Annotated in this window: 5 protein-coding genes (1 of these 5 cut by a window edge); 1 reads left to right on the top strand and 4 read right to left on the bottom strand. The window is 70.7% G+C overall.

Going from position 1 to position 6,000, the window contains the following annotated elements:
• Window positions 1–741, top strand: the 3' portion of a protein-coding gene (locus tag CP967_RS21075; RefSeq protein ID WP_150491974.1) for an RDD family protein. 273 nt of this gene lie to the left of the window's left edge; 741 of the gene's 1,014 nt are visible here — the last part of the coding sequence; its start codon lies off the left edge, out of view; the stop codon is at window positions 739–741.
• Between the two features lie 24 nt (window positions 742–765).
• Here CP967_RS21075 and CP967_RS21070 read toward each other — a convergent pair whose 3' ends face one another.
• From CP967_RS21070 to manA, 4 genes are all read right to left on the bottom strand, one after another.
• Window positions 766–1,392 (bottom strand): hypothetical protein, encoded by a 627-nt coding sequence (locus CP967_RS21070; RefSeq protein ID WP_150489461.1) that lies wholly within the window; start codon window positions 1,390–1,392, stop codon window positions 766–768.
• Between the two features lie 315 nt (window positions 1,393–1,707).
• A complete protein-coding gene (gene ahcY, locus CP967_RS21065) occupies window positions 1,708–3,165 on the bottom strand; it encodes an adenosylhomocysteinase (protein ID WP_150489460.1) in 1,458 nt (485 codons plus the stop codon).
• Between the two features lie 387 nt (window positions 3,166–3,552).
• Window positions 3,553–4,584 carry a cation diffusion facilitator family transporter gene (locus CP967_RS21055; protein ID WP_150489459.1) on the bottom strand — a complete coding sequence of 344 codons (1,032 nt, stop codon included), beginning with the start codon at window positions 4,582–4,584 and terminating at the stop codon, window positions 3,553–3,555.
• 86 nt (window positions 4,585–4,670) lie between these two features.
• Window positions 4,671–5,846, bottom strand: coding sequence for a mannose-6-phosphate isomerase, class I (gene manA, locus CP967_RS21050; protein ID WP_150489458.1), 1,176 nt, complete (start codon window positions 5,844–5,846; stop codon window positions 4,671–4,673).
• Between the last annotated feature and the right edge of the window lie 154 nt (window positions 5,847–6,000).

Genomic DNA, 6,000 nt, shown 5'->3' with positions numbered 1-6,000 from the left:
CGGGTGGTGCGGGACGACGGCGGGCCGATCCGGTTCCGGCACGCCTTGGTGCGCGGGGCGATGGGCGTGGTCGAGGTCCTGGGCACCCTCGGTGTCGTCGCCTGTGTCTCGTCCTTGGTGTCGGCCCGCGGCCGACGGCTCGGTGACGTGTTCGCGGGCACCCTCGTCGTACGCGAACGGGTTCCCGCGGGGCGGGCCGCCGTCGTTCCGCCGCCTCCGCCCTGGCTCGTGGGGCGTTTCTCGCAGCTGGACCTGTCCACGGTCCCCGACGAGCTGTGGCTGGCGGTACGCCAGTACCTGACCCGTATGCGCCAGCTGGATCCCGCCGTGGACCGGTCGATCGCCGACCGTCTGGCGGCGGACCTCGTCGCCCGTACCGGAGTTCCCGTTCCCCCCGGGGTGCCGACGGCGGCCTTTCTGGCAGCGGTGGTCAGCGAACGCCAGACGCGCGATGTCCGCCGGGTGAGGGCCACGGCGGGCCACCGGGCTTCCGGGCACCCGACGGCGTACCTGCCGTCCGGGGCACAGGAAGGGGCGCAGTCCGGGGCGCGGCAAGCCCTCGCCGATCCCTTCCGGCCCCACCGGCCGGTCGGCCCCACCGGCCCCACCGGGCCTGCCGCCCCTGTCGTCCCGACCGCGCTCACCAGCCCCGTCGGAGACGACAGTCCCGTACCCGAGAGGGCCCCGGGTACGACGGGACCCGGCTCATCGGCCGCCACGGGCTTCGCGCCTCCCGCGTAGCCACTGCCGTCGGGTCCGGCTGCTTCACCCCGCCTGCCGGGGGGCCGGTGAGGGCGGCGATTCGAGATCCTCCAACTCGACGCCAGGGGCCGCGAGGACGACGTCCCCGGCGATGTGAACGGTATGCCGCTCACCCGTGTCCAGTGCGCTGACCCGGTATTCGTCCACAGTCAGAGGGCCGTTGTCAGTGGCGTGCGTTTCACTGTCCACCAAGGCCCAGGACTGATCGACGGTACGGGGGGCGAGCACCGGGTCCGTGAAGGTGACCAGACGAACACGGGTCTCGCCGGAATCGGGGGTGAGGCGCAGAAGCCGGCTCGTGGCGACGAGGAAAGCGGGGGAGGTTCCGGAGAAGGTGCGGGCGCGGACGTTGCCTTCGGTGGCGTGAAGGCCGGCCGGGTCCGTGCGTACCCAGGTCACGCCTTCGAGCGCCGCTCCGCGGACCTGCCAGTCCGCGGCGTGCAGTTCGAGCCGGATGGGGCGGCCCAGGTCGTCCAGAGCCAGGTCGACGGAGCCCAGGTGTGTACCGGAGGGCGACGTGGTCCGGGAGACGTAGCGCCACCCGGAAGGGCCGGGGGCGCATTGGAAGTGTTCTTCACCGAGGGGGGTGTGGTCATGGGGATCGTGGAGCGAATACCTGCCTCGGGGCATGGGGTCCTTCGGGTTCCTCGGATACGTACGCGTGCGACGACGGGACGGCTCCCGGCGTAAGACGGGACGGCTCCCTGCGTAACCGGTGGCATCGGGTGCCGGGTGCCGCTCCGGGCTCGGGTGCCGGGTGCCGGGTGCCGGGTGCCGTTGCAGGATCTGCGGGTGGCGGGTACCACTCCGGGATCTGCGGGTGGCGCGGCCGGTTCCGGCTCGGCGACAAGGTGCGGTACGGGGCAGGCCCCCGGCACGGGGGTGCGGGGGCCTGCGCTCGGACCTGTTCGCCGGAAGGGGCGCCGACCGGGGCCGGCGGCCTTCTCAGTAGCGGTAGAGGTCGGACTTGTACGGGCCTTCGACCGGCACGCCGATGTAGTCGGCCTGCTCCTGGCGCAGGGTCGTGAGCTTCACGCCCAGTGCGTCGAGGTGGAGCCGGGCGACCTTCTCGTCGAGGTGCTTGGGCAGGACGTAGACGTCGGTCGGGTAGGACTCGGGCTTGGTGAAGAACTCGATCTGCGCCAGGGTCTGGTCCGCGAAGGAGTTCGACATCACGAAGGACGGGTGGCCGGTGGCGTTGCCGAGGTTCAGCAGACGGCCCTCGGAGAGCACGATCAGCACCTTGCCGTCGGGGAAGGTCCAGGTGTGGACCTGCGGCTTGACCTCGTCCTTGACGATGCCGTCGATCTTCGCCAGGCCGGCCATGTCGATCTCGTTGTCGAAGTGACCGATGTTGCCCACGATGGCCTGGTGCTTCATCCGGGCCATGTCACCGGCCATGATGATGTCCTTGTTGCCGGTCGTGGTCACGAAGATGTCCGCGGTCTCCACCACGTCGTCCAGCGTGGTCACCTGGTAACCGTCCATCGCCGCCTGCAGCGCGCAGATCGGGTCGATCTCCGTGATGATCACCCGGGCACCCTGGCCGCGCAGGGACTCCGCGCAGCCCTTGCCCACGTCGCCGTAGCCGCAGACGACGGCGGTCTTGCCGCCGATCAGGACGTCGGTGGCGCGGTTGATGCCGTCGATGAGGGAGTGGCGGCAGCCGTACTTGTTGTCGAACTTCGACTTGGTGACCGCGTCGTTGACGTTGATCGCCGGGAAAAGGAGGGTGCCGTCGCGGTGCATCTCGTACAGCCGGTGCACACCGGTGGTGGTCTCCTCGGTCACGCCGCGGATCTCGGACGCCAGCTGGGTCCACTTCTGCGGCGACTCGCCCAGGGTCCGGTTCAGCAGGGTGAGGATGTGCGCGTACTCCTCGCTGTCCGCGGTCGAGGGGTCCGGGGCCTGGCCGGCCTTCTCGAACTCGACACCCTTGTGGACGAGGAGGGTGGCGTCACCACCGTCGTCGAGGATCATGTTCGGGCCGCCGGTCGGGGTGTTCGGCCAGGTCAGAGCCTGCTCCGTGCACCACCAGTACTCCTCCAGGCTCTCGCCCTTCCACGCGAAGACCGGCACACCGGCCGGGGCGTCAGGGGTGCCGGTCGGGCCCACCGCGATGGCCGCGGCCGCGTGGTCCTGGGTGGAGAAGATGTTGCACGAGGCCCACCGGACCTCGGCGCCGAGAGCGACGAGCGTCTCGATGAGCACCGCCGTCTGCACCGTCATGTGCAGCGAACCGGTGATGCGCGCGCCCGCCAGGGGCTGCGCCGCGGCGTATTCCTCGCGGATCGACATCAGGCCGGGCATCTCGTGCTCGGCGAGGGTGATCTCCTTGCGCCCGAAGGGGGCGAGGGAGAGGTCGGCGACCTTGAAGTCCGTGTTCCTGGCGGCCGTCGTCATGATGGGCTGCTCCTCATGATGGGTCGGGAGTGGGCTGGATGGCTCCGTGGTGGCCACGGGCATACGGATGCCCGGGCGATCACAGCGCAGTCCGTCGGAGGCCCTCTCTCCCTCGGCCGGTCCGCGACCGCGGACCGATCGACCGCCATCAGCAGCGACGTCTGGTACTGCGACGAATCTACACCGAACGGCCCAGCGAACCCCAGTCCCACCGGGGATCGTGATGGGTCACCGGGCCGTTCGGGGCCGGACCGCGGGGCTTGTGGCCTGAACCTTCCGGTGACCGGTCCCTCTCGGCCACCGGAGGAGCCGGAGGAGAGGACCGGGGACCGGAGGCGGACCGAAGGCGGACCGGAGAAAGGCCGGAAGAAGGCCGACGGGGGTGTGTCAGGGTGCGGTGGAGCCTTCGGACGACGGCCCCGTGCCCGTGGTGCCGGGCGTCTCCGTTCCGCCCGGCCGTTCCGTGCCGCCGGAGTCCTTCCCCGGGTTGGTACCGGCGGCGGCGGCCTGGGCGTTGTAGATGTCGGGTTCGAGGTAGATGACGCGGGCGATCGGGACCGCGGCCCGGATGCGGGCCTCGGCGGCGTTGATGGCGTCGGCGATCTCCGACGCGGACTCGTCGTGCCGGACCGCGATCTTGGCCGCGACCAGCAGCTCCTCCGGGCCCAGGTGGAGCGTGCGCATGTGGATGACGCGGGTCACGGTGTCACCGTCCACCACCGAGTTCTTGATCTTCTCGACGTCCTCGATCCCGGCGGCCTCGCCGAGCAGCAGCGACTTGGTCTCCGCCGCGAGGACGATCGCGATGGCGATGAGCAGGATGCCGATGCAGAGGGTGCCGATGCCGTCCCAGATGCCGTTTCCGGTGCCCAGGGCGAGGCCGACACCACCGAGGGCCAGGACCAGACCGACGAGCGCTCCGAAGTCCTCCAGCAGGACCACGGGGAGTTCGGGCGCCTTGGCCCGTCGGACGAACTCCGTCCAGGAGAGCTTGCCGCGGGTCTCGTTGGACTCCTTGATGGCCGTCCGGAACGAGAAGCCCTCGGCGATGATCGCGAAGATCAGCACGCCCACCGGCCAGTACCAGGCTTCGATCTCGTGCGGGTGCTTGATCTTCTCGTAGCCCTCGTAGACGGCGAACATGCCACCGACCGAGAACAGCACGATGGAGACGAGGAACGCGTAGATGTAGCGCTCACGTCCGTAGCCGAAGGGGTGCTGGGGGGTGGCTTCCCGCTGGGCCCTCTTGCCTCCCAGGAGCAGTAGTCCCTGGTTGCCGGAGTCCGCGAGCGAGTGGACGCTCTCCGCGAGCATCGACGACGAACCACTGAAGAGGAACGCCACGAATTTGGCCACCGCGATCGCGAGATTCGCGGCGAGTGCCGCCACGATCGCCTTGGTTCCGCCTGACGCGCTCATGGGTGCGTGGTGTCCCTTCCTCGGTGCTGCGGCACGGTGCCGCGATTCGGCCGGACATTGTTGCAGCCGGTGTTGCGGACGGTACGTCAGACCGCCACGGTCGCGCGGAACAGTGTGCCCGTACCGGACACTTCGACCGGTTCGTCCGCCGGTACGAAGACCGATTCCCCGGGTGCGAGAGTGAGTTCACCGGCCCGGGGGCCGCCTGCCGTGCACAGCAGGATCTGCGGCGCGCTCACGGTCAGGTCCGCAGAGGCCCCGCCGGGCGGCAGTACATGACGGGAGAGCCGGAACTCGGCTGCCGGGGTTTCGTAGAGCTCCTCCCCAAAGGGCGACGCCTCCGGCCGGAGGATCGCGGGCTCGCCCGCCTCGAACCGGACGACGTCCAGCAGCTCGGGGATGTCGACGTGCTTGGGGGTGAGTCCGCAGCGCAGCACGTTGTCGGAGTTGGCCATGATCTCGACGCCGAGCCCTCCGAGGTAGGCGTGCGGCACGCCCGCTCCCAGGTACATGGCTTCTCCGGGCTGCAGTCGTACGTGGTTCAGGAGCATCGCGGCGATGACCCCGGGGTCGCCCGGGTAATGGCGGGCGATCCGGGCGTACGGGGCGTGGGCTCCGGCGAGCCGCTCGGCGGCCTCGGCCGCCTCGGCCACCGTGCCCGCCATGTCCTCCGGGCCGGCGGAGAGGACCGCCGTGAGGACCTCGCGCAGGGCCGCCTCTTCGGGGTGGGCGCCGAGGAGGTCGACGTACGGCTTGAGGGAGTCGACGCCGAGGGCCGCCATCAGGGCGGCCGCCTCCGTGGGCCGCCGGAAGCCGCACAGCCCTTCGAAGGGGGTGAGGGCGCAGATCAGTTCGGGCTTGTGGCCGGCGTCCTTGTAGGTGCGGTGCGGTGCGTCCACGGGCACCCCCCGGCGCTCCTCGTCGGCGTACCCCCGCCGGGCCTGGGCGGGGTCGGGGTGGACCTGGAGGGAGAGCGGGGCGTCCGCGGCGAGGAGTTTGAGCAGGAACGGAAGCCGGGGGCCGAACCTGCGGAGGGTCTCCGTGCCCAGTTCACGTTCGGGGTCGGCCGCGATGACCTCGGTGAGAGGCCGCTCGGCACGGGTCCCGGCGCCGGGGCGGGTGAGGCGGGAGGGTGCTCCGGGGTGTGCTCCCATCCACAGCTCGGCCTGGGGTTCGCCGGTGGGGGCTGTGCCGAGCAGTTCGGGGATCGCGGTGGTGGAGCCCCAGGCGTAGGGGCGCACGGTGTTGGAGAGCCGGTCCATGAGATGTCGTCCTCGGGAGGTGCGGGAGGTGCAGGAGGTGCAGGAGGAGTGGATGGTGCGGAAGGGGTGGGTGGTGCCGGGTAGCGGATGGTCGCCTGCCCCGGCCGCCGGGTCGTCCGGCCGGGCCGCCGCCTGATGCGTGGAGCTCCGTGGA

Origin of the sequence: Streptomyces nitrosporeus, from assembly GCF_008704555.1 — a bacterium.
In the GTDB taxonomy this organism is placed as follows: Bacteria; Actinomycetota; Actinomycetes; order Streptomycetales; family Streptomycetaceae; genus Streptomyces; species Streptomyces nitrosporeus.
This window is presented reverse-complemented; position numbering and strand designations above follow the sequence as displayed.

Excerpts from the sequence above, each read along its gene's own strand:
- CP967_RS21055 (WP_150489459.1), bottom strand. The coding sequence starts at position 4,584 with ATGAGCGCGTCAGGCGGAACCAAGGCGATCGTGGCGGCACTCGCCGCG.
- ahcY (WP_150489460.1), bottom strand. The coding sequence starts at position 3,165 with ATGACGACGGCCGCCAGGAACACGGACTTCAAGGTCGCCGACCTCTCC.
- manA (WP_150489458.1), bottom strand. The coding sequence starts at position 5,846 with ATGGACCGGCTCTCCAACACCGTGCGCCCCTACGCCTGGGGCTCCACC.
- CP967_RS21070 (WP_150489461.1), bottom strand. The coding sequence starts at position 1,392 with ATGCCCCGAGGCAGGTATTCGCTCCACGATCCCCATGACCACACCCCC.